Here is a 20965-nt window from a genome sequence, read left to right as displayed (position 1 = left end):
CACCGCGACCGTCGTTGGCCGCCAACCGTCGGACCGGATGCCCCGGAATAGACGAAGCCCCTGGCGCAATAGCGCAAGGGGCTCTTGCACAAAGATGCTACCCGAGGAAGCGAGGCATGGCCGAGGTGGCGACTTCCACGACGTCCGAGCAGCTGCTGGTGGTGGTCGACCCGGTCGCCCGTAGGTCGGACGGCGAGTCCGTCCGGATCGCGAAAGACGTGCTCGGAGCGGGTGCCGGCATGAAGCTGTGCCTGCCGGACGGGCCGGAGGAGTTCGCCCGGGCGCTGGTCCGGCGGGGCTCGCGGCGACCGGTGGTGGTGGGCGACGACCAGGCCCTGATCCGCGCGGTCGCGCTGCTGCACCGGCACCGGGAGCTGGCCGGATGTGCGCTGTCGGTGGTGCCGGTCGGGGGCGCGCTGTCCCTGGCCCGGTCGCTGGGGGTGCCGACGGGGACGGTGGCGGCGGCGCGGGCGGTGCTCGACGGGGTCGAGCGGCGCATGGACCTGATGGTCGACGACAGCGACGGGGTGGTGCTCGGCGCGCTGCGGATACCGCCGTTGCGGCCCGCTCCGGCCGGGACGGTCCCGGAGAGCGCGCCGGACGGAGACGCGGTGCCGGGCCACCCGTGGCTGCGGACGTGCCAGTCCCTGGTCCGGACGCTGGTCCCGGCGGGGCGCCCGTCCCGGGTCGCCGCCGCGCCCGAGCCGGGGCCGTCCCGGCTGCGGGTCGAGGTGGACGGGGAGACGCTCGTCGACCTGGATCAGCCGGTGGAGGGCGTGTCGGTGGCACCGGTCGCAGCGGGGGTCGCGTCGGTGGAGGTCAGGCCGGTGTCGGTGGGCGCGGAGGCCTCGCCGCTGCTGGCGCAGGGCCGGACGGTGACGGTGTCCGGAGCGCACTTCCGTTACCGCGCGGACACGGTGGTGTCGGGGCCGGTACGGACCCGGACGTGGGTGGTGCGGGAGGGCGCCTGGGGGCTGACGGTGCCGTCGGGACGGTGACCCGCACCCACTGGTCATTCCTGCCCGAACGTCTTCTCCCGGTGCACACGCCAGCGTTGCATCAGCTCCGCGAGCTCGCTCTCCATGAACTCGAAGAAGGCGAGCGTCTCGGAGATGCGGCGGCCGGCCGGGGTGTCGGCGCCGAGGCTGGTGACGCCGTCGTGCAGGGCCACCTCCCACCGCTTGAGGACGGCGTCGCGGTTGGTCAGGGCCTCGTACCACTGGTCGCCGTGCACCCGGTAGCGCTCCCGGCGCGAGCCCGGCTCCCGTTCGCGGGAGACCATGTGCGTCTGGGCCAGGTAGCGCACCGCCCCGGACACCGCCGCGGGGCTGATCCGCAGCTGCTCCCCCAGCTCGGCGGAGGTCATCGAGCCCGTGTCGGAGGACAGGAGCGCGGCGAAGACCCGGGCGGGCATCCGCTGCATCCCGGCCTCGACGAGCTGCGCCGCGAAGGACTCGACGAACCTCGACACGGCCTCCTCGTTCCGGTCCCTCCCGGCTGATTCCGTCATCCACCCATCCTATCGATGATTTACACGCTTCCTTAACTTCACAAATTTCTGAAGCAAGCGTACGTTCTGGAGCATGACGAAGGCCATCACCGTCTCCGGACTGCACAAGTCCTTCGGGCGGACCCACGCTCTCGACGGGCTCGACCTGGAGGTCGCCGCCGGCGAGGTCCACGGCTTCCTCGGGCCCAACGGCGCCGGGAAGTCCACCACCATCCGGGTCCTGCTCGGCCTGCTGCGCGCCGACTCGGGCGCCGCGCAGGTCCTCGGCCGCGACCCGTGGACGGACGCGGTGGAGGTGCACCGCCGGATCGCCTACGTCCCCGGGGACGTCACGCTGTGGCGCAACCTCTCCGGCGGCGAGGTCATCGACCTCTACGGCCGGCTGCGCGGAGGGCTCGACGCGCGGCGCCGCGCGGAGCTGATCGAGCGCTTCGAACTCGACCCCACCAAGAAGGGCCGCACCTACTCCAAGGGCAACCGGCAGAAGGTCGCCCTGGTCGCCGCGTTCGCCTCGGACGTCGACCTGCTGATCCTGGACGAGCCGACCTCGGGTCTGGACCCCCTGATGGAGGAGGTCTTCCAGCGCTGTGTCCGGGAGGAGCGCGACCGGGGCCGTACGGTCCTGCTCTCCTCCCACATCCTCAGCGAGGTCGAGGAGCTGTGCGACCGGGTGAGCATCATCCGCAGCGGCCGCACGGTCGAGAGCGGTTCGCTCGCCGACCTGCGCCACCTCACCCGCACCAGCGTCGTCGCCGAACTCGCGGGCCCGCCCGACGGCCTGGCCGAGCTGCCCGGCGTGCACGACCTCGACGTGCAGGGACACCGCGTCCGGCTCCAAGTGGACACCGACCGACTGAACGCCGTCCTGCGGTCGCTGAGCGGCTCGGGCGTACGGTCGCTGACGTCGACACCGCCCACGCTGGAGGAACTGTTCCTGCGGCACTACCAGGAGGAGACGGCCGAGCCGGACACGGCGGTGGCCCGATGACCACGTTCGCGGTACGGCCCGGCAGTTCACGCCAACTGGCCGGCACGCTCACCCTGCTGCGGTTCGCCCTGCGCCGCGACCGGCTGATGATCCCCGTGTGGATCGCGGTGAACGCGCTGATGGTCCTCTCCATGCCGGGCACCCTGGAGGGCCTCTACGGCACCCCGGCCGAACGCGCCGACCTGATCCGCCAGATGGAGACCAACTCCTCGCTGCGCGCGATGGTCGGCCCGGTCTTCGGCGACTCGCTGGGCGCCCTGACGGCCTGGCGCGTCGGCATCTACGCCGGTGCCCTAGCGGCCGTGATGAGCCTGCTGATCGTCGTACGGCACACCCGGGACGAGGAGGAGAGCGGCCGTCAGGAGCTGGTGGCGTCCGGGATGGTGGGCCGCCGGGCCTCCCTGACGGCGGCCCTGCTCGCGGCGGCGGTCGCGAACGGGGTCCTGGCGCTGCTGGTGACGGCCGGGCTGGCCGGGCAGGGCACGACCGGCGCCCTGGCCCTCGGGCTCGGGATCGCCGCCGTCGGGATGGTCTTCGCCACGATGGCCGCGATCGTCGCGCAGCTGACGGAGAGCGCGCGGCTGTCACGCGGTCTGACGGCGGCGGTGCTCGGAGCCGCGTTCGTCCTGCGCGCGGCGGGCGACTCGGCCACCGACGACGGTTCGTCGGTCCTGACCTGGCTTTCACCGCTGGGCTGGCTGGAGAACCTGCGGCCGTACGCGTCCGAGCGCTGGTGGGTGCTGGCCCTCCTCGCCGGGGCGGTGGCCCTCCAGGGCTCGGTGGGCTACGCCCTGGCCGGCCGCCGGGACCTCGGCATGAGCTTCCTGCCGACCCGGCCGGGCCCGGCGTCCGGCCGCCTGGGCAGCGCAGGCGCCCTGGCCTGGCGGTTGCAGCGGGGCGGCGTGCTGGGCTGGAGCATCGGCTTCTTCCTGGCCGGGGTGGTCTACGGCGGCATGACCGACGGCGCGGCCGACCTGGTGGGCGACAACGACAACGCCCGGCGCATCGTCGAGCGCATGGGCGGCCGGTCCGGTCTGACGGACGCGTTCCTGGCGTCGATGGTCGGGATGCTGGGCCTGATCGCGGCGCTGTACATCGTGGCGTCGGTGCTGCGCCTGCACGGCGAGGAGACCTCGGGCCGGGCGGAACCGGTGCTGGCGAACGCGGTGGGGCGGGTGCGCTGGGCCGCCGGTCATCTGGTGATCGCCTTCGGCGGCGCCGCCCTGATCATGCTGCTGGCCGGGCTCGGCTTCGCCGTCGGCTACGGCAGGGAGACCGGACCGATCCTGGCGGCGTGCCTGGTGCAGCTCCCGGCGGTGTGGGTGGTCGGCGGGCTGGCGGTGCTGCTGCACGGGGTTCTGCCCCGGGCGGCCCTGGCGGCGTGGGGCGTCGCCGGGGCCGTGCTCCTGATCGGCTGGGTCGGGCCCGCGCTGGACGCACCACAGGCCGTGCTGGACGTCTCACCGTTCGGGCACCTGCCGAAGCTGCCGGGCGGATCCATGCAGTGGGGGCCGGTGCTGGTGCTGACCGGGCTGGCGGTGCTGCTGGTGGCCGGAGGGCTGGCGGGGTTGCGGCGGCGGGACATGGCGACGTGATCGGTGCGGGTGCCGGTGCGGTGCAGGGCGGGTGCGGTGCGGGTGCAGGCACCTGTGCGGGTCAGCCCACCTCCACGGCCAGCCCCTCCAGCCCTCTGATCACGAAGTTCGGCTTCCGCTCGGGCTCGGCGGCCAGGCGCAGCGTCGGGGCCCTCTCCAGCAGCGCCCCCATCGACGCGGCCAGTTCGATACGGGCCAGTGGGGCGCCGATGCAGTAGTGGATGCCGGCGCTGAAGGAGATGTGGGGGTTGTCCGTGCGGGTGAGGTCGAGGGCGGAGGGGTTCCGGAACACCGCCGGGTCGTGGTTGGCGGAGCCGAAGAGCATGGCGATCTCCGCGCCGCGCGGGATCGTCGTGCCGTCGATCTCGATCTCGTCCAGGACCCAGCGCTCGAACAGCTGGAGCGGGGTGTCGTAGCGCATCAGCTCCTCGATCGCGGAGGGGATGAGCGTGTGATCCGCGCGCAGCAGCTCCAGCTGAGACGGGTTGCGGAACAGGGCGTACCAGCCGTTGACCGTGGCGTTCACGGTGGCCTCGTGGCCGGCGTTGAGCAGTAGCACGCAGGTGGAGATCATCTCCTGCTCGGTGAGCCGGTCGCCCTCGTCGTGGGCCTCGATGAGACCGGAGATGAGGTCCTCGCCCGGCTCCTTGCGGCGGGCCGCGATCAGGTCGCGCAGGTAGTCGGAGAACTCGACCGACGCCCGGACCGCCTTCGCCGCCGTGTCCTCGGACGGGCTCAGCTCGTACATCCCGCAGATGTCCGCCGACCAGGGGCGCAGCGGGGCCCGGTCGGACTCCGGGATGCCGAGCATCTCGGCGATCACCGCGACGGGCAGGGGCTCGGCGACGTCCTTCAGCAGGTCGCCACCGCCCGCCTCGACCAGCGCGGCCACCAGGTCGTCGGCCAGGCCCCGCACATACGGCTTCAGCCGCTCCACCGTGCGCGGCGTGAACGCCTTCGACACCAGGCGGCGGATCCGGGTGTGGTCCGGCGGCTCCAGGTCGAGCATGCCGTGGTCGTTGAGCGCGTGGAACGGCTCGTGCTCCGGCGCCGGCGCCGTGCGGCCGAACTCCTCGTGCGTGAACCGGTGCTGATACGTCCGGCCCAGGCGCCGGTCGCGCAGCAGTGCCGAGACGTCCGCGTGGTGCGGGACGAGCCACTGGTCCGTGGGCTCGAACCAGTGCACGCGGCCCTGGGCGCGCAGCTCGGCGTAGGCGGGGTAGGGGTCGGCCAGGAACGCCGGGTCCCACGGGTCGAAGGCAGCCATGCCGGGACGCTAGCTCCCGAACCTCCTCTCTGACCAGGGGTGTTCCGCCACACGGCAGGGACACGATGGAGACGATCTTGCGATATCAAGATCGTTAAGCTGGCCTGGCCGTGTGAGCGGCACGAGTCTTCGCAAGGAAAAGGACTTCATGACGCAGCAGCGAGCCAAGCTCCGCACCCGCCTCCCCGCCCGTCTGGCCGCCTCGGCCGTGCTGGCCCTGTCGCTGACCGCCGGCGCGGTCGCGGCCGGTGCCCCGGTCGCCACCGCCGCCGAGATGCCCTGCAAGCCGAACGTCTACTACTACGTCTACAAGAGCAGCGGCGTGAACTTCCGCACGGGCGCCGGCACCGGCTACGCCTCCAAGGGCATCCTGCACAAGAACGACTGGGGCAAGAAGCTCGCCACCAAGGGCTCCTGGATCAAGCTGCAGCTCGGCCAGAAGTCCAGGAGCGGACTGGCCAAGGGCACCACCGGCTGGGTCTCCAAGTCGTACGTCAGCGACTGCACGCCGATGCAGCTGGACTGATCCGTCCGCGTCGCCCCGGGGCCGAGGGCCTGCGGGGCGACGGCGACGGACGACTTCCCCCCGGCTGCCCGGGACGGCTGACCGAGGGCGGGGCTATCCCGGCGTCACCAGCCGCGCCTCGTAGGCGAACACCGCCGCCTGCGTCCGGTCCCGCAGGCCAAGCTTCACCAGGATCCGGCTGACATGCGTCTTGATCGTCGACTCGGCGACCACCAGCCGCTCCGCGATCTCCGAGTTCGACAGGCCCTGCGCGATGAGGACCAGCACCTCCGTCTCCCGCTCGGTGAGTTCCCCGTAGGCCGCCTGCGCGGAGGGCATCAGGCGCGGCTTCTCGGAGAGCTTGGAGAACTCGGTGATCAGGCGCCTGGTCACCGAGGGGGCCAGCAGCGCCTCCCCCGACGCCACCACCCGTACCCCGTCGGCGAGCTGACGGGCCGAGGCGTCCTTGAGGAGGAAGCCCGAGGCGCCCGCGCGCAGTGCCTGGTACACGTACTCGTCGAGGTCGAACGTGGTGAGCACCAGCACCTTCGCCGCGCCGTCGGCGGCGACGATCTCGCGGGTCGCCTCGATGCCGTTCAGCTCGGGCATGCGGATGTCCATCAGCACCACGTCCGGGGCGAGCTCGCGCACCTTGGCGACGGCCTCACGGCCGTTGACCGCCTCGCCGACGACCTCGATGTCCGGCATCGCGTTCAGCAGGACCGAGAAGCCCTCGCGCACCATCATCTGATCGTCCGCGATCAGGACCCGGATGGTCATGCGTCGTCCTCGCCCGGCAGGGCGACCGGCAGGAACACCGTCACTTCGTATCCTCCGTCCTCCGTGCCGCCGGCCGTCATCTCGCCGGTCAGCATCGTCACCCGCTCCCGCATGCCCGTGATGCCGTGCCCGGCACCGGGCGAGGGCTTGACGAGGCTCGGGTTGGGCGGCGGGCCGTTGACCACGCGCAACCCCAGCCCGCCGAGCACGTACCCGATCTCGACCCGGGCGGTGGCCCCCGGCGCATGCCGCAGGGTGTTGCTCAGGGCCTCCTGCACGATGCGGTACGCCGACAGCTCCACGCCCTGCGGCAGCTCCCGCACCGCGCCCGTCACCGTCTTCTCCACGGTCAGCCCCGCCTCCCGGACATTGGCCAGCAGTCCGTCCAGATCGGCGAGCGTGGGCTGCGGGGCGTCCGGGACCTCGTAGTCCTCGGCGCGGACGACGCCGAGCACCCGGCGCAGTTCGGTCAGGGCCGCCACCGCGTTCTCCCGGATCGTGGCGAACGCCTTCTCCAGCTCCGGCGGCGGGTTCTCCACCCGGTACGGCGCCGCCTCCGCCTGGATGGCGACGACCGACATGTGGTGGGCCACGACGTCGTGCAGCTCGCGGGCGATGGTGGTGCGCTCCTCCAGCAGGGTGCGGCGGGAGCGCTCGTGCGCGGTGACCGTCTGCTGGGCGGTGACCTCCTGCTCGGCGTGGCGACGGGTGTGCCAGACGGTGACGCAGAGCAGGAGCAGGGCCGATATGACGAGCATGGGGCCGGAGTTGGTGCCGTACTCGTAGTAGGTCGGGCCGATGCCGGTGTCCGCGACGAGGGCGTACGCCGCCGTCAGCACCCACATCCACGCTGCCGTGCGCGGCCGGGTGCGTATCGCCACGACCGTCAACACGGTCAGATGGCAGACGAAGCTGCCGGCTGCCCAGGGCCATTCACCCCAGCGGCTGCCGAGCGCGGAGGCGATCGGCGTGGAGACCATGGACGCCCAGAACGCGGCGACCGGCCGGACCATCGTCAGCAGCACGGGAATCGCGCAGAGCAGACCGAGCAGCAGGGCCGGGCCGCCGGAGTCGACCGTGGAGAAGGCCAGGGTGATCAGGGCTGCCGTGGTGACCATGGCGTGCGGGAGCCACGCCGCGTACTCACGCAGCCGGCCCGGTAGCCGCCGCACGATCCGCCCGTCCGTGCGCCGGCCCGGCAGCGGCCGGTAGGCGAACGCGTCCTGGATGAGGTCCTGCCGCAGGCCGCGCAGGGAGTCCACCGCCACCCGGTACTCAGGACTGCGTGGCCTGGCCCGGTCCCCGGGCGGTGTGGTCTGCATGTGAGTCGTCTCGGTCACGTACAGAACGGTAGGCGGACCCCCGGGTCCCCGTCGTCCCCAGCGAGAGGGGTTCCCGGCCCTCCCTCTCAGGTACTACGGGGGCGACCTGGGGCGGCCGGCACCGCCCTCAGTACCCCGACGGCCGCACCAGCCCCGACTCGTAGGCGAACACCGCCGCCTGGGTTCGGTCCCTGAGGCCCAACTTCACCAGGATCCGGCCCACGTGGGTCTTCACCGTCTGCTCGGCCACATGCAGGTGCCGGGCGATCTCCGCGTTCGACAGGCCCTGCGCGATCAGCGCGAGCACCTCCGTCTCGCGCTCGGTCAGGTCGCCGATGCGCTCCTTGAGCGGGGCGCGGGGCTTGCCGTCGAGCCGCGAGAACTCGGCGATCAGCTTGCGGGTGATGGCCGGGGCGAGCAGCGCCTCCCCGGCGGCGACCACCCGGACCGCCTCGGCGAGCTGCTCGGACGACGCGTCCTTCAGCAGGAACCCGGAGGCTCCGGCGCGCAGCGCGTCGTACACGTACTCGTCGAGGTCGAAGGTGGTGAGCACCAGCACCTTGATGTCCGGGTGAGCGGCCGTGATGCGCTCGGTCGCCTCGATGCCGCCGATGCCGGGCATGCGGATGTCCATGAGGACGACGTCGGGGAGGGTCTCGGCGGCCTTCGCGACACCGCCCTCGCCGTCCTTCGCCTCGCCGACGACCTCCATGTCGGGCTGGACGCCGAGCAGCACGGTGAAGCCCTGTCGGACCATCGCCTGGTCGTCGACGATGAGAACCCGGATCGGGTGGCCGGTGCGGCTCGTCATGAGGTCCCTTTCCTGGGAGCCGAGGGGTGGTCGGTGCCCGGGGTGTCGGCTGGCGGGCTGTCCGGGAGGAAGGCGGTGACCTTGAAGCCGTCCCAGTGCCACGGGTGCGCCGTCATCGTGCCACCGAGCATCGCGACCCGCTCCCGCATTCCGAGCAGTCCGTGCCCCGCCCCCGTCGACGGCGGGGGCTGCCCGGTCGGGCGGCCGTTGACGATCTCCACCTCCAGGCCGTCCGTCTCGTACGTGAGGCGGACGGTGATGTGCGCGCCGGGCGCGTGCCGCAGGGCGTTGCTCAGCGCCTCCTGCACGATCCGGTACGCCGACAGCTCCACGCCGGGCGGCAGCGGGCGCCGCTCGCCGTTGATGTCGGTGACGACCTCGCGGCCTACGGCCCGGGTGTTCTCCACGAGCGCGTCGAGCCGGTCGAGCGTGGGCTGGGGGGAGTGCGGCGCGGTCCCGTCGCCCGAGCCGTCGGGCGACTCCCCCGGCCCGGGGTGCTCCGAGCGCAGCACGCCCAGCACGCGGCGCAGCTCGGTCAGTGCCTCCAGCGCGTTCTGCCGGATGCCCGCGAGGTTCTCCCTGAGTTCGTCGGGCGGGTTGTCGACGAGGTGCGGGGCGACCTGCGCCTGGATGGAGATGACCGACATGTGATGGGCCACCACGTCGTGCAGTTCCCGCGCGATGCGGCTGCGCTCCTCAAGGAGGGTGCGCCGGGTGCGTTCCTCGGCGGTGAGCGTGGTCTGCTCGAGGAGTTGCGCGCGGGCCTCGCGCCTGCCCCTGAGCGCGCTGCCGACTATCACGACGATGGTGAACAGGGAGACCGCGAGGACGCCGGTGGTGTCGTACGGCTCCCCGGTCCACAGGCTTTCGAAGACCCAGGTGACGAACGCGGTCACCGCCAGCGCCGCCACCGCGGCGCGAGTGGGCACCCGCAGCGCGAGCAGCAGCAGTACGAACAGCTCGGCGATGATTCCGGCGGCGGTCCAGGGCCAGGTGTAGGTCTCCAGGTCGAAGCCCATGCGGGTGCGCACCGAAGCGGCACCCAGGGCGAACAGCCCCAGGGACATCCACCACGCCGGGACCGGCCGCCACATGCCCAGCACCACGGCGCCGCCCTGCCCGCCCGCGACCAGCAGGGCCAGGCCGGAACCGAGATGCCCGTTGTCCGTCATGTCGCCCGCGCCACCGACTGTGATGCCGAACGCGACCAGGCACAGCAGTCCGTGGGGCAGCCAGCGCAGCCAGGTGGAGGGGGGCATCGGGTCCGCCCGGACGGTCCACAGGTCCCCGCGCAGCGCCCGCAGCCAGCCCGTGACGCGCGCCCGCGGCGCGCGGCCCACCCCCGTGTCCGTCACACGGCCCAGCCTAGACATGTCGCGCCTTCGCCGCTGTGCCCCGGTCGGCGGGACGGTGCGAGCGCACCACTCGCGACCTGCGGTCCCGGCCGCCGCCGCTTCGCTCGAAGGAGCGGAAGGCGGTCCAGCAGACCGCGAGGGCGAGGGCGAACACGGGCAGCCACAGCAGCCGGACACCGACCCAGCCGAGACCGTCGGGCGGGGTGTGCAGGCCGGGCAGCCGGCCGGCGAGGAGGCCGGTGGCGGTCGTGGCCATCAGGGCCGTCTGGTGCCAGAGGAAGACGGTCATCGCGAAGAGGTTGACGAGCGCCACCGCCGCCCACGCCACGGGCCGGCGCATCGCGTGCCGCAGGCGCTCGCGCAGCAGCAGGGCGAGACCGCACTGGGCCAGGCCGAACGTGACGACCGCGACCGATGGCGGGTCCAGGTTGGACATGCCCCCGCCCGGAACGCCGACCATCGCCGCCGGATAGCCCGCCCACGCCACGAGCGCCGCGGTCGCCGCCGCCCCGGCCCCGAGCAGGATCCATCCCGCGCGGCGGCGCTCCAGCTCACCGCGGGTCCAAGCCGCGCCCAGCGTGTAGGGCACCATCCAGGCCGCCGCCACGTTCACCCAGCCCAGCCAGGAGGGGCCGCCCAGGCCGAGGCGCAGCAGGTCGACGTGGAGCACGACGGCCAGGGGCCAGAGCGGGTTGAGCCGGGCGAGCAGCGGGGTCGCCGCCGTCAGGCCCGCGAACACCAGGAGGAACCACAGCGGGGCGAGGGCCAGTTTCACCAGTGTGCGAACCGTGCCGTACTCGGTGCCGGACAGCAGCAGGGCGAGCGCGACCACGGTCCACAGGCCGAGGACGGCCGCGACCGGCTTGAACAACCGGGTCAGACGGCCCGTCAGCCACTGGTGGTACGGCACCCCCCGGGCACGGGCCGAGGCGTGGCCGCGGGTGGCGACATGACCCCCGACCAGGAAGAACACGGCGAGTGTCTGGAACATCCAGGAGATGGGTGCCAGCCAGGGCATGTGCTGCAGGGGGCTCGCCGTGCGCAGGGTGCGACCGTCGGAGACCAGGGCGGTGACGAGCCAGTGCCCGAGGACGACGCCGAGGACGGCGACGGCCCGCAGGGCGTCCACGGCCCGGTCGCGGCCGGGCGGGGTGGCCGCGCCGATGCGGTCGGCGCCGCGGCGCACTCCCTGCCGGACCGCGCGTACGCCGATGTCAGTCATGGGTCACCGCCTTGGTCTCGCCCAGGACGATCCGGGCCAGGTTGGTCAGGGAGGCCGAGCCGGGCCTGAAGTAGTCGCTGTGGCCGCCGTCGCCCGCCGCGAAGACCCGGGCGCCGAAAGCCGGGGAGACGGGGTCGGTGCCGAAGCCGACCGTGGTGCCGAACAGGTCCAGGTCGAGGTGCGGGACGTTCTCCACCCAGTCGTCACCGCCCCGGGCCGCCCAGACCCGGCCGCGGGTGCGCAGGGCGGCGGCGGTGTCCGCGCCGGTGCCGGGGCTGCCGACGAGCGCGATGTCGTCGACGTCGAGCCCGGCGGCGGAACGGCCGCAGACGACCGAGCCGTAGGAGTGGCAGACCAGTGAAATGCGTGCTCCTTCACCGGATATGGCGCGCAGGTCGGCGACCAGGGCGCGCAGGTGCGGGGCCGCCTGCTCCGCCCTGCCGGTCGTCGTGACCGTCGTGCTGACCGTGCCCGGCGTCTCGTAGCCCAGCCAGGCCACGACCGCGGTGCGCGTGCCCGCCGGGGCCTGCCGGGCGAGCTGCCGGTGCAGGGCGGAGGCCGCGCCGTGGAACCGGCCGTAGGTGTCGAGGCCCGTGTCGGAGCCTGGGACCAGGACGGCGACGCGGTCGGCCCGGGCGAGGTCGCCGAGGACCTCCGTCACCCGGCCGGAGCCGCGGCCGTCGAAGTGGAGCAGGTGCCGGGTGGGGGCGGCCAGCCGACGGTCCGCCGCCGCACGGCTGCGGTCGTGGTGGGCGGCGGCCATGCGGGACGCCTCCGCGGCGTTGGCCCGGTTGGCGGCGTAGGCCTCGTCGAGCGTCGCCGCGCGGAGGGGCCCGAGGGAGGCGGGGACCGGTGCGGGGGTGTCCGGTCGCACGGCCGCGGAGAGGGGCAGGACGACGGCGCCGGTGACGAGCGCGGCGAGCGCGGCACGGCGCCATCGCCCGGCGCGACGCCACCACCCGGCACGGCGTCCGCCAAAGGCGCGATGCCACCACCCGGCACGGCGTCCGCCATCGGCACGGCGTCCGCCATCGGCACGGCGTCCACCGGCGGCACGGCGTCCACCGGCGGCACGGTGGTACTTCGGCGCGGACCCCATGGTCGCCCCCCCTCCAGCGCACCCGGCCATCGGGTCTGCATGGAAGGGAAGTTACGGAGCGGCCACCCTCGTCCGCGTCACGCCCAGGAACTCATCTGCCGGGTAGCTCTCAGGTACTACGGGTATGACCGGGGCCTGCCCCTGGGGAACCGCCGAGGGCGCTGCCGGCGAAGGCCGCGCGGCGGTGCTCACCAAGCCAGTTGGGCGATCTCCTCCACGACCACCGCGCACGCGTCCGCCGCCGGGTCGATCAGCGGGAAGTGCCCCACGTCCTCCAGCAGCGTCACCCCCACCATCTCCCCGGCCTTCGCCGCCGCCTCCGCGTACGACTCGGCGACGGCCTGCGGCACATCGAGGTCCGTACGGCCCTGGACGAGGGTGGTGGCGATGCCGGTGGGGAGCAGCAGCGCCGGGTCCGCGTACGGCCGACGCTCCGCGAAGTTCTCGCCCCCGCCCAGGAGTTGACGCACGGCGCCCCCGCACACGTCCAGCTTGTCGGCGATCGCGAGGTCGGCGATCGGGGCGAGGGCGACGACGCCGCGCAGCATCGCCGGGCTGCCGCCCCGCCAGGGCGAGTCGGCCGGCAGGACGTGCCGGGCAGCACCCCACAGCGCGAGATGTCCGCCCGCCGAGTGGCCGGTGAGGACCGTACGGCGTGGGTCGGCCTGCGGCAGCACCTCCCGTACCAGCGCCGGAAGGGCGTCCAGTGCCGCGGCGACGTCGTCGAAGGTGTCGGGCCAGCGCCCGGCGACGGAGGCGTCACCGCCGCCGCGCCGGTACTCGGCACTGGCCACGGCGAATCCGTGGCGGGCGAGGAAGTCCGCGAAGGGGCTGATGTGGCGCCGGTCGTAGGGGGCGCGCCAGGCACCGCCGTGCAGGAGGAAGACGACCGGGGCGGGCCCGGGGCCGCCGGCCCGGCGTGGAGCGAAGAAGTCGATCACCTGGTCGGGGTGGTCGCCGTAGGCCGCGGTGGCGTCGGGGTCGACGGGCGCGTGGGAGAAGGCCGACTTCTCCTCGGCAGCGGCCCGTGCTGCTGCGACGTCGTCCGTCATGCTCCAACCTTCCAGCGAAGTTCCGTACGCGGCCGATCGGTTGAGGGGGTCAGCCGTTGGCCGGGACGGTACCAGGCGCGTGACAGGCGCGGACATGCGGATGTCACGCTCGGTGAAGACCGGACGGACGCCGCGGGGCCCGGGACACCACCGGGGCGTCCCGGCCCCGCCGCCGCCCGGCCCGGGCCACAGCTCAGGCCGCCTCAAGCCATCTCAAGCCATCTCAGGCCGCCTCAAGCCGCCTCAAGCCGCCTCAAGCCGCCTCACAGCCATCTCAGGCCGCCTCAAGCCGCCTCAAGCCGCGTCAAGCCGCGTCAAGCCGCCTCAAGCCAGCGTCTGCGCCAGCACCCGCGCAGCCCGCTCCACGTCGGCGAACCCGACGTACAGCGGCGTGAAGCCGAAGCGCAGCACGTCCGGTGCCCGGAAGTCGCCGACCACACCCCGCTCGATCAGCCGTTTCATCACGTCACCGGCGTCGTCGCAGCGCAGGGCGATCTGGCTGCCCCGCTCCTCGTGCGCCAACGGCGTCACGCACGCGACCCGGCCCTCGGGCACGTACGCCGCCACGCACTCCAGGAAGAAGTCCGTCAGCGCGAGGGACTTGGCCCGCACCGCCTCGACCGACACCCCGTCCCAGACCTCCAGGGCCGCCTCCAGGGCGAGCATGGAGAGGATGTCGGGCGTGCCGACCCGGCCGCGCAGGGCGCCGGGGGCCGCCTCGTACTCGCTGCGCATCCCGAACGGCTCGGCGTGCGAGTTCCAGCCGGGCAGCGGCGAGTCGAAGCGGTCCTGCAGCTCCCGCCGCACATACAGGTACGCGGGTGAACCGGGCCCGCCGTTCAGGTACTTGTAGGTGCAGCCGACCGCGAGATCCACGCCGTGCTCGTCCAGCCCGACCGGCAGCGCGCCCGCGCTGTGGCACAGGTCCCAGACGGCGACCGCGCCCGCCTCGCGCACGGCGGCCGTCAGACCGGGCAGGTCGTGCAGCCGGCCGGTGCGGTAGTCGACGTGGTTGAGCAGGACGGCGGCGGTGCGCTCGGTCAGCGCGCCCGGCACGTCCGCCGGTGCCACGGGCCGCAGGGTGCGGCCGGTCATGCGGGCGGCGGACTCGGCGATGTACCCGTCGGTGGGGAAGGTCGACGCGTCGACGAGGAGTTCGTCACGGCCCTCCCCGGCCATCCGCACCGCGCCCACGAGCGCCTTGAAGACGTTGACGCTGGTGGAGTCGCCCACGACGATCTGCCCGGGCGCCGCCCCGACCAGCGGGGCGATCCGGTCGCCGATCCGCTCGGGCGCCGTCCACCAGCCGCTCTCCTCCCAGGACCGGATGCGCAGCTCGCCCCATTGGCGGCGTACGACGTCCTCCACCCGGCCGGGCACCACGGCGGGCAGCGCGCCCAGCGAGTTGCCGTCGAGATAGACGTCCGCGGCGTCGGCCGCACGGTCGGACGCGGTGTCGAGCACGAACTCGGCGCGCTTGGCGGCCAGTTCGTCGACGGCGTCCAGCTTCTCCGCCACGATGGCCAGGTCAGACATAGGACCGCGCCGTCCACAGCTCGGGGAACACGTTCTTCCGCGCGCGCTTCTCCAGCCAGGCCACCCCGGCGGAGCCGCCCGTGCCGGTCTTGGCGCCCATCGCACGGCGGGTGGCGACCAGGTGGTCGTTGCGCCAGCGCCACACCAGCTCGGCGACGTCGCTCAGCGCCTCGCCCAGCCGGGCGACCTCGTCGCTCTCGTCGCCCGAGTAGACGGCCGTCCAGGCCGCCTCCACCTGCGGCGACGGCTCGTAGCGCTTCGAGACGTCACGCCGCAGCACGGCCTCCGGGATGTCGTGCCCGCGCCGCGCCAGCAGCCGCACGACCTCGTCGTACAGACTCGGTTCGTGCAGCGCCTTCTCCAGCTCGGCGTGCACGCGCGGTGCGCCCCGGTGCGGGACGAGCATGGACGCGGACTTGTCGCCGAGCAGGAACTCCATGCGCCGGTACATCGCCGACTGGAAGCCGGATCCCTCGCCGAGGGCGCTGCGGTACGAGTTGAACTGGGCCGGCGTGAGCTGGGCGAGCGGCTTCCAGGAGTGGTTGAGCGCCTCCAGTTCGCGGACGGACCTCTTGAGCGCGTGGATGGCGGTCGGGATGTCGTCACCCCGGAGCGCGCCTGCGGCCGTCTCCCACTCGTGGACGATGACGGTGAACCACAGCTCCATCACCTGGGTCGTGACCAGGAAGACCATCTCTCCGGGATCGTCGGAGAGGGTGTGCTGGAGGTGGGTGAGTACGTCTGCCTTGACGTAGTCCTCGTACGGCGTCGTGCCGTGGAAGTCGAGATGCGGGGTCTCGGGCTCGTGAGCCTCGTGGGACATCGCTGTCTCCTGCGTATAACTCCGGGTAGCGGTCCGCCCCTGCCGAATCCGACACGGGGGCCCCGGTCCCCGAGGGCATCTTGCGCAATCGTCCCCCGAAACCGCAAGGCCCGCCTTTCGGGGACGGGCCTCGCGTGCACGGACCGTGCGTCAGCCCAGGACCTGCGCCGCCGTCGGCGAGGAGTCCTTCAGGAACTGGGAGCAGCGCTCGTACTCCTCCTGCTCGCCGATCGCCTGCGCGGCGCGGGCGAGGGCGTGCAGGGCCCGCAGGAAGCCGCGGTTCGGCTCGTGCTCCCACGGCACCGGGCCGTGGCCCTTCCAGCCGCTGCGGCGCAGCGCGTCCAGACCGCGGTGGTAGCCCGTGCGCGCGTACGCGTACGACTCCACGGCGGCACCGCGCTCGAACGCCTCGTCGGCGAGCTGCGCCCAGGCGAGCGAGGAGGTGGGGTGCGCACTGGCGACCTCGACGGGCGAGGCACCCGACGCGAGCATTTCCCGCGGCCCGGGGTCGTCGGGGAGGTGGGTCGGGGGCGGGCCCCCGAGGAGGTTCTCGTGAATGGACATGCCCCAAGTCTGCGCCATCCCGCTCGGCCGCGGGCACCGGTCCCGCTCAACCCCAGCCCGAACACCCACCTCAGTCCCACTCAGCCCCAGCCCGAACACCGACACCGGCGCCCACCTCGCTACCCCAACCGCTTCCGCACCGGCTCCCCCTCCAGCGGCGGCGCCATCACGCCGCCGTGCCGCAGGCACTCCGGCCGCTTGCAGTCCGGCGGTGGCCTGCGCACCACCGCGGCGGCGATCACCGCCCCCACCACCAGCGCCCCCGCGCACCAGCCCATCGCCTTGTCGAACGCCGTGTCGAAGGCGGCCGGCTCCCGGTACGCCTCCTCCCCCATGCCCGCCAGCAGCGGCAGCGCCGCCACCGCCAGCAGACCCGCCGCCCGGGCCGCCGCGTTGTTGATGCCGCTGGCCAGCCCCGCCCGCACCACGCTCACCGAGCCCAGCACCGTCGCCGTCAGCGGCGCCACCAGCGTCACCAGGCCGAGCCCGAGCACCACCAGCGCCGGCAGCACGTCGACGACGTAGGACGCTCCCGGTCCGACCCGCAGCATCATCAGCATCCCGGCCGCGCACAGCAGCGGCCCCACCGTCAGCGGGATGCGCGGCCCGATCCGGTCGGCCAGCTCGCCGGAGCGCGCGGACAGCAGCAGCATCAGCACGGTCGTCGGCAGCAGGGCCGTACCGGCGGCGAGGGCGGAGTAGCCGACGACCACCTGGAGCTGGAGCGCGGCGAGGAAGAAGAATCCGCCGAAGGCCGCGTACACGCACAGCGTTACGAGGTTGACGGCCGTGAACTGCCGGGACGCGAAGATGTCCAGCGGCATCATCGGATCGGGCCGCCGCCGCTCGACGACCACGAACGCGACGGCCGCGGCCAGCCCGGCCACCGCCGAGACCACCACCACGAGACCACCCTCACCGGCCTCGATCAGCGCGTACGTCACCAGCGCGAGGGCCAGCGCCCCCAGCACCGCCCCGAGCACGTCGAACCGCCCGTGGGCCGATCCGTCCCCCGACTCGGGAACGTGCCGCAGCGCGACCGGCACGCACACCAGGGCCAGCGGCACGTTCAGCAGGAACACCCACCGCCAGCCCGGCCCGTCCACCAGCCAGCCTCCGACGAACGGCCCGACCGCCGCCCCGATCCCGCCGAACCCGGACCACAGGCCCACGGCCCGCCCCCGGTCGTCGGGATGGAACGACGCCTGGATCAGCGCCAGTGACCCGGGGGTCAGGAGCGCGCCGCCGACCCCCTGCAACGCCCGCGCGGCGATCAGCACGCCCGCGTTCGGCGCGATGCCGCACAGCAGCGACGCCAGCGCGAACCACACCACGCCGACGACGAACACCTTGCGCCGCCCGTACCGGTCCCCGAGCGCCCCGCCCAGCAGGATCAGCCCGGCCAGCGTGACCATGTAGGCGTTGACCGTCCACTGCAGGGCGGACAGGTTCGCGTCGAGGTCGCGGCCGATGCGCGGCAGGGCGACGTTGACGACGGTCGAGTCCAGCATCGCCATGCTGGAGCCGAGGACGGTGGTGAGCAGGATCCACTTGCCCTGCGGTGAGGCCAACCGGACATCGGGCATGCAGGGAGCATACGGAAGAGCCCGGCACCTCAGGAGGTACCGGGCTCTGACGTATGCGAGCGGACCGGACTTACTTGATCTTCGTGCCGGTCGAGCGCAGGTTGCCGCAGGCCTCGACGACGCGCGCGGCCATGGATGCCTCGGCCAGCTTGCCCCAGGTGCGCGGGTCGTAGGTCTTCTTGTTGCCGACCTCGCCGTCGACCTTCAGCACGCCGTCGTAGTTGCGGAACATGTGGTCCGCGACCGGGCGCGTGAACGCGTACTGGGTGTCGGTGTCGATGTTCATCTTCACGACGCCGTTCTCCAGCGCGGTGCGGATCTCCTCCTCCGTGGAGCCGGAGCCGCCGTGGAAGACGAAGTCGAACGGGGACGCCTTGCCGTACTTGGCGGCGACGCCCTCGTTCAGCTCCTTCAGCAGTTCGGGGCGCAGGACGACGTTGCCCGGCTTGTACACGCCGTGCACGTTGCCGAAGGACGCGGCGAGCAGGTAGCGGCCCTTCTCGCCCAGGCCGAGGGCCTCGGCGGTGCGGATCGCGTCGTCGACCGTGGTGTAGAGGGAGTCGTTGATCTCGTGGGAGACGCCGTCCTCCTCGCCACCGGTCGGCGTGATCTCCACCTCGAGGATGATCTTCGCCGCGCGGGCCTGCTCCAGCAGCTCCTGCGCGATGGCGAGGTTGTCGGCGAGGGTCTCGGCCGAGCCGTCCCACATGTGCGACTGGAAGAGCGGGTTCAGACCGGCCTCGACGCGCTTCTTGGAGAGCGCCAGGAGCGGACGTACGTACCCGTCGAGCTTGTCCTTGGGGCAGTGGTCGGTGTGCAGCGCGACGTTCACCGGGTACTTCTCGGCGACGATGTGCGCGAACTCGGCCAGGGCGACGGCGCCGGTGACCATGTCCTTGTTGTACTGACCGCCCAGGAACTCGGCGCCACCCGTGGAGATCTGGACGATGCCGTCGCTCTCCGCCTCAGCGAAACCGCGCAGGGCCGCGTGCAGGGTCTGGGTGGAGGTCACGTTGATGGCCGGGTAGGCGAACTTTCCTGCCTTCGCCCGGTCCAGCATCTCGTTGTAGACCTCGGGAGTTGCGATGGGCATGCGTCCGCTCCTTGTATCTGCGGGTTGACGTACTGCTGTGTCTAACGGCCCTGACCTAGACCTTGGGGTGCGACGTCATCGTCGGCCCCATCTTTCCAGACTTGGCCGGAAGGTCCAGGCCACCGTCCACGCCCTGGTCAGTCCCCGGTCAGTCGAGGCCCAGCTCGTCCTTCGAGAAGGCGAAGAGGTACGGCACCCCGGCGCCCTCCTGGATCTTCTCGGCGGCGCCGGTCGCGCGGTCGACGATGGTCGCGACGGCGACCACCTCGGCCCCGGCCTCGCGCACGGCCTCGACGGCGGTCAGCGGGGAGCCGCCGGTGGTGGAGGTGTCCTCGACGACCAGCACGCGGCGGCCCGCGATGTCCGGGCCCTCGACGCGCCGCTGCAGGCCGTGCGCCTTGGCCGCCTTGCGCACGACGAAGGCGTCCAGGCGCTTCCCGCGCGCGGCGGCCGCGTGCAGCATGGCGGCGGCGACCGGGTCGGCGCCCATGGTCAGCCCGCCCACCGCGTCGAACTCCAGGTCAGCGGTCAGATCGAGCAGCACCTGGCCGACCAGCGGGGCGGCCTCGCCGTCGAGCGTGACGCGCCTCAGGTCGACGTAGTAGTCGGCTTCCAGACCCGACGACAGGGTCACCTTGCCGTGCACCACGGCCTTGTCCTTGATCTGCTGCAGCAGCGCGCCGCGTGTGTCCGTCATGCCGCCCAGCTTAGAGGCGGCGCCAGCTCCAGGTCGTGGTGGCCTCCAGCGGCTCCAGGGGCGTGACCAGGCGCGGCAGGGTGTTGAGGCCGTTGGGCGGGCCGGTCTGCGGTTCCACGCACACGGCCTCCCGCTGCTCGTCGTAGACGACGACCCACTCCTCCCGGCTGGTCACCTTCAGCTCCAGCTGACCGGGCCAGGTGAGCGTGGCCTCGACGCCGCCGGGCATGCCGAAGCAGTCGTCCCAGGGGCCGGGCTTCGGGTCGATACGGTTGCCGGTGGGCAGGTGGTCCTCGCCGCGCTCCTCCTGCCAGGCGGGGTCGAAGTCGAGGGTGACGTCCTCGCCGCCGAGGTTGCGGTTGAACCAGGGGTGCCAGCCGATCTGCGCCGGGAAGGACGACTCGTACGTCTCGACGGACATGGTCAGCGTCAGCGCGTCCTCGGTGAGGGCGACGATCTGGGTGACGAGGCCCGGGTGGGGCCAGGGGTCGACGAGCTGGTACGTGAGGACGGCCTCGTCCGTGCTCGTGCGGGCGGTGCGCCAGGCGTGGTCGCGGACGGTGCCGTGGATGGCGTGCGGCGGGGCGTTCAGCGGCATCTGCCGCACCTCGGCGCCGTCCAGGAACCGTCCGTCCCGGATCCGGCCGCACCACGGCACCATCGGGAAGCACCCGAAGCGCTCCCCCTGCCGGAGCAGCTCCACTCCGCCGATCCGCAGCCCTCCGACCCGGCCGCCGTTGCCCGGCTGCACGGTCACCTCCGCGTCGCCCGCGGTCAGCGTGATGTCTTCGTCACTCACGCGTCGACCCTACTGCGGTGATCAAGAGGGCCTCGCCGGTTGCGGGGCACTTCGGCCATGTCCGCCCGGCCCGCACACGGTGTGCGGCTCAGCGGCGCCGGCGCAGGGCCCGGACCGCCACGATGGCCGAGGCCACCGCCAGCGCCGCCGCGGGGGCCGCCCAGCGCAGCGGGGCCGGGTGCGTCACGGTCTGCGGCGCGGGCACGGGGGCGTAGCGGCCGCGCGGGGGTGCGTGGTCGACCTCCTCGGCGCTGCGCCCGATCATGGTCCGCCGCGCGTGCGCCGCCTCGGCGATGTCCTCTTCGTCCTCCTCGTCCTCGGGTCCGAGGGAGGAGGGCGGGACGTCGGCGCCGAAGACGGA

Annotated in this window: 20 protein-coding genes and 1 pseudogene; 4 read left to right on the top strand and 17 right to left on the bottom strand. The window is 72.9% G+C overall.

Features of this window, described 5'->3' with window-relative positions; translation table 11 throughout:
• The first annotated feature begins 116 nt into the window (after window positions 1-116).
• Complete coding sequence (locus tag K4G64_RS25105) at window positions 117-998, top strand: acylglycerol kinase family protein (protein WP_221758267.1); 882 nt, start codon at window positions 117-119, stop codon at window positions 996-998.
• Window positions 999-1012: 14 nt separating this feature from the next.
• On the opposite strand, the gene K4G64_RS25100 is transcribed toward K4G64_RS25105, so the two are convergent.
• Window positions 1013-1510 carry a GbsR/MarR family transcriptional regulator gene (locus K4G64_RS25100; protein WP_221758266.1) on the bottom strand — a complete coding sequence of 166 codons (498 nt, stop codon included), beginning with the start codon at window positions 1508-1510 and terminating at the stop codon, window positions 1013-1015.
• A gap of 73 nt (window positions 1511-1583) precedes the next feature.
• Between K4G64_RS25100 and K4G64_RS25095 the strand changes: the two genes are divergently transcribed.
• Complete coding sequence (locus K4G64_RS25095; RefSeq protein WP_221758265.1) at window positions 1584-2498, top strand: ABC transporter ATP-binding protein; 915 nt, start codon at window positions 1584-1586, stop codon at window positions 2496-2498.
• Window positions 2495-4093: an ABC transporter permease gene (locus K4G64_RS25090; RefSeq protein ID WP_221758264.1), complete on the top strand. Its 1599-nt coding sequence runs from the start codon at window positions 2495-2497 to the stop codon at window positions 4091-4093. Before K4G64_RS25095 ends, K4G64_RS25090 begins: the two co-directional genes overlap by 4 nt.
• A gap of 61 nt (window positions 4094-4154) precedes the next feature.
• Here K4G64_RS25090 and K4G64_RS25085 read toward each other — a convergent pair whose 3' ends face one another.
• A complete protein-coding gene (locus K4G64_RS25085; RefSeq protein WP_221758263.1) occupies window positions 4155-5360 on the bottom strand; it encodes a cytochrome P450 in 1206 nt (401 codons plus the stop codon).
• Window positions 5361-5508: 148 nt separating this feature from the next.
• Between K4G64_RS25085 and K4G64_RS25080 the strand changes: the two genes are divergently transcribed.
• Complete coding sequence (locus K4G64_RS25080) at window positions 5509-5886, top strand: SH3 domain-containing protein (RefSeq protein WP_221758262.1); 378 nt, start codon at window positions 5509-5511, stop codon at window positions 5884-5886.
• Between the two features lie 93 nt (window positions 5887-5979).
• Here K4G64_RS25080 and K4G64_RS25075 read toward each other — a convergent pair whose 3' ends face one another.
• From K4G64_RS25075 to K4G64_RS25005, 15 genes and pseudogenes are all read right to left on the bottom strand, one after another.
• Window positions 5980-6645 carry a response regulator transcription factor gene (locus K4G64_RS25075; RefSeq protein ID WP_221758261.1) on the bottom strand — a complete coding sequence of 222 codons (666 nt, stop codon included), beginning with the start codon at window positions 6643-6645 and terminating at the stop codon, window positions 5980-5982.
• Window positions 6642-7985 carry a sensor histidine kinase gene (locus K4G64_RS25070; RefSeq protein ID WP_374206444.1) on the bottom strand — a complete coding sequence of 448 codons (1344 nt, stop codon included), beginning with the start codon at window positions 7983-7985 and terminating at the stop codon, window positions 6642-6644. Before K4G64_RS25070 ends, K4G64_RS25075 begins: the two co-directional genes overlap by 4 nt.
• 109 nt (window positions 7986-8094) lie before the next feature.
• Window positions 8095-8778 (bottom strand): response regulator transcription factor, encoded by a 684-nt coding sequence (locus K4G64_RS25065; RefSeq protein WP_221758260.1) that lies wholly within the window; start codon window positions 8776-8778, stop codon window positions 8095-8097.
• Complete coding sequence (locus K4G64_RS25060) at window positions 8775-10151, bottom strand: sensor histidine kinase (RefSeq protein ID WP_221758259.1); 1377 nt, start codon at window positions 10149-10151, stop codon at window positions 8775-8777. Before K4G64_RS25060 ends, K4G64_RS25065 begins: the two co-directional genes overlap by 4 nt.
• On the bottom strand, window positions 10144-11355 hold the full coding sequence (locus tag K4G64_RS25055; protein ID WP_221758258.1) for an acyltransferase: 1212 nt from the start codon (window positions 11353-11355) through the stop codon (window positions 10144-10146). The genes K4G64_RS25060 and K4G64_RS25055 overlap by 8 nt, the downstream gene beginning before the upstream one ends.
• Complete coding sequence (locus K4G64_RS25050; protein ID WP_221758257.1) at window positions 11348-12454, bottom strand: alpha/beta hydrolase; 1107 nt, start codon at window positions 12452-12454, stop codon at window positions 11348-11350. Before K4G64_RS25050 ends, K4G64_RS25055 begins: the two co-directional genes overlap by 8 nt.
• A 188-nt stretch (window positions 12455-12642) precedes the next feature.
• Window positions 12643-13506: an alpha/beta hydrolase gene (locus tag K4G64_RS25045; RefSeq protein ID WP_221758256.1), complete on the bottom strand. Its 864-nt coding sequence runs from the start codon at window positions 13504-13506 to the stop codon at window positions 12643-12645.
• Between the two features lie 324 nt (window positions 13507-13830).
• Window positions 13831-15042 carry a kynureninase gene (gene kynU / locus K4G64_RS25040; RefSeq protein ID WP_221758255.1) on the bottom strand — a complete coding sequence of 404 codons (1212 nt, stop codon included), beginning with the start codon at window positions 15040-15042 and terminating at the stop codon, window positions 13831-13833.
• On the bottom strand, window positions 15035-15865 hold the full coding sequence (locus K4G64_RS25035; RefSeq protein ID WP_221758254.1) for a tryptophan 2,3-dioxygenase family protein: 831 nt from the start codon (window positions 15863-15865) through the stop codon (window positions 15035-15037). Before K4G64_RS25035 ends, kynU begins: the two co-directional genes overlap by 8 nt.
• A 150-nt stretch (window positions 15866-16015) precedes the next feature.
• Window positions 16016-16429: a DUF3151 domain-containing protein gene (locus K4G64_RS25030; protein WP_221758253.1), complete on the bottom strand. Its 414-nt coding sequence runs from the start codon at window positions 16427-16429 to the stop codon at window positions 16016-16018.
• Window positions 16430-16548: 119 nt separating this feature from the next.
• A complete protein-coding gene (locus K4G64_RS25025; protein WP_221758252.1) occupies window positions 16549-18015 on the bottom strand; it encodes an MFS transporter in 1467 nt (488 codons plus the stop codon).
• Window positions 18016-18085: 70 nt separating this feature from the next.
• Window positions 18086-19108, bottom strand: coding sequence for a class II fructose-bisphosphate aldolase (gene fbaA, locus K4G64_RS25020; RefSeq protein ID WP_221758251.1), 1023 nt, complete (start codon window positions 19106-19108; stop codon window positions 18086-18088).
• Between the two features lie 148 nt (window positions 19109-19256).
• Entirely contained in the window at window positions 19257-19805 is a 549-nt protein-coding gene (gene pyrE / locus K4G64_RS25015) for an orotate phosphoribosyltransferase (protein ID WP_104783174.1), read from the bottom strand.
• 10 nt (window positions 19806-19815) lie between these two features.
• Window positions 19816-20604, bottom strand: coding sequence for an aldose 1-epimerase (locus K4G64_RS25010; RefSeq protein WP_221758250.1), 789 nt, complete (start codon window positions 20602-20604; stop codon window positions 19816-19818).
• 88 nt (window positions 20605-20692) lie between these two features.
• A pseudogene (locus tag K4G64_RS25005) lies at window positions 20693-20965 on the bottom strand (carbon monoxide dehydrogenase); the annotation flags it as partial.

Origin of the sequence: Streptomyces sp. WAC04114 (assembly GCF_019733245.1) — a bacterium.
Classification (GTDB): domain Bacteria; phylum Actinomycetota; class Actinomycetes; order Streptomycetales; family Streptomycetaceae; genus Streptomyces; species Streptomyces massasporeus_A.
Note: the sequence above shows the minus strand (reverse complement) of the source record. Positions and strands in the feature narration are given on the sequence as shown.

What these genes read in the sequence shown, in the direction of transcription:
- K4G64_RS25105 (WP_221758267.1), top strand. Translation starts at nt 117, where the DNA reads ATGGCCGAGGTGGCGACTTCCACGACGTCCGAGCAGCTGCTGGTGGTG.
- K4G64_RS25100 (WP_221758266.1), bottom strand. Translation starts at nt 1,510, where the DNA reads ATGACGGAATCAGCCGGGAGGGACCGGAACGAGGAGGCCGTGTCGAGG.
- K4G64_RS25095 (WP_221758265.1), top strand. Translation starts at nt 1,584, where the DNA reads ATGACGAAGGCCATCACCGTCTCCGGACTGCACAAGTCCTTCGGGCGG.
- K4G64_RS25090 (WP_221758264.1), top strand. Translation starts at nt 2,495, where the DNA reads ATGACCACGTTCGCGGTACGGCCCGGCAGTTCACGCCAACTGGCCGGC.
- K4G64_RS25085 (WP_221758263.1), bottom strand. Translation starts at nt 5,360, where the DNA reads ATGGCTGCCTTCGACCCGTGGGACCCGGCGTTCCTGGCCGACCCCTAC.
- K4G64_RS25080 (WP_221758262.1), top strand. Translation starts at nt 5,509, where the DNA reads ATGACGCAGCAGCGAGCCAAGCTCCGCACCCGCCTCCCCGCCCGTCTG.
- K4G64_RS25075 (WP_221758261.1), bottom strand. Translation starts at nt 6,645, where the DNA reads ATGACCATCCGGGTCCTGATCGCGGACGATCAGATGATGGTGCGCGAG.
- K4G64_RS25065 (WP_221758260.1), bottom strand. Translation starts at nt 8,778, where the DNA reads ATGACGAGCCGCACCGGCCACCCGATCCGGGTTCTCATCGTCGACGAC.
- K4G64_RS25060 (WP_221758259.1), bottom strand. Translation starts at nt 10,151, where the DNA reads ATGTCTAGGCTGGGCCGTGTGACGGACACGGGGGTGGGCCGCGCGCCG.
- K4G64_RS25055 (WP_221758258.1), bottom strand. Translation starts at nt 11,355, where the DNA reads ATGACTGACATCGGCGTACGCGCGGTCCGGCAGGGAGTGCGCCGCGGC.
- K4G64_RS25050 (WP_221758257.1), bottom strand. Translation starts at nt 12,454, where the DNA reads ATGGGGTCCGCGCCGAAGTACCACCGTGCCGCCGGTGGACGCCGTGCC.
- K4G64_RS25045 (WP_221758256.1), bottom strand. Translation starts at nt 13,506, where the DNA reads ATGACGGACGACGTCGCAGCAGCACGGGCCGCTGCCGAGGAGAAGTCG.
- kynU (WP_221758255.1), bottom strand. Translation starts at nt 15,042, where the DNA reads ATGTCTGACCTGGCCATCGTGGCGGAGAAGCTGGACGCCGTCGACGAA.
- K4G64_RS25035 (WP_221758254.1), bottom strand. Translation starts at nt 15,865, where the DNA reads ATGTCCCACGAGGCTCACGAGCCCGAGACCCCGCATCTCGACTTCCAC.
- K4G64_RS25030 (WP_221758253.1), bottom strand. Translation starts at nt 16,429, where the DNA reads ATGTCCATTCACGAGAACCTCCTCGGGGGCCCGCCCCCGACCCACCTC.
- K4G64_RS25025 (WP_221758252.1), bottom strand. Translation starts at nt 18,015, where the DNA reads ATGCCCGATGTCCGGTTGGCCTCACCGCAGGGCAAGTGGATCCTGCTC.
- fbaA (WP_221758251.1), bottom strand. Translation starts at nt 19,108, where the DNA reads ATGCCCATCGCAACTCCCGAGGTCTACAACGAGATGCTGGACCGGGCG.
- pyrE (WP_104783174.1), bottom strand. Translation starts at nt 19,805, where the DNA reads ATGACGGACACACGCGGCGCGCTGCTGCAGCAGATCAAGGACAAGGCC.